General features: G+C 53.6%; 1 protein-coding gene. It reads left to right on the top strand.

The genetic code is table 11. The annotated features are described in order from the left end of the window. Window positions 1-15: 15 nt before the first annotated feature. Window positions 16-623: aminotransferase class III-fold pyridoxal phosphate-dependent enzyme (locus NKJ12_RS32190; RefSeq protein ID WP_352707753.1), on the top strand; the 608-nt coding region annotated here is incomplete at its 3' end.

The raw sequence follows: 623 nt of genomic DNA, 5'->3' as shown, positions 1-623 counted from the left end.
AGGAGTTTTCAACAAATGTCAGCCACTGCGGACTCGTTTAAACGAAATGCAGATATCGACTCCGTGCTCAACGACGCACGGCAGCGATTTGTCGACCGCAATCCCAAAAGCTTGGCCCGCCATATAGACGCCAAGCAGTCACTGCCTGGCGGCAACACCCGCGCCATCCTTTGGTACAATCCTTTTCCACTCACTTTGGTGTCCGGGAATGGCTGCTATGTAACAGACCTTGATGGCCATCAATATGTGGATCTCTTGTCGGAATACACTGCGGGACTCTACGGACATTCCGACCCAACGATAGCGGAAGCCATGATTGATGCCATCAAGGACGGTGTCATGCTCGGTGGGCCAAACCGATATGAGGCACAGTTAGGCGCTGCTATTGTTGACCGCTTCCCGGCGATTGAGCGCGTACGCTTTTGCAACTCCGGCACGGAAGCGAATATCATGGCTTTGACGGCCGCGCGGGCAATCACGGGCCGAACCAGGATACTGGTGTTCAGAGACAGCTATCATGGGGGCGTGATAGCCTTTGCAAACGGGGGCTCACCACTGAATTTGCCATTTCCTTTCTTGCTTGCCGACTACAACGATGAGGATGGCGTAGAAAAGATTATGCG

Source organism: Mesorhizobium sp. M0195 (assembly GCF_040322115.1).
GTDB lineage: Bacteria > Pseudomonadota > Alphaproteobacteria > Rhizobiales > Rhizobiaceae > Mesorhizobium.
Note: the sequence above shows the minus strand (reverse complement) of the source record. Positions and strands in the feature narration are given on the sequence as shown.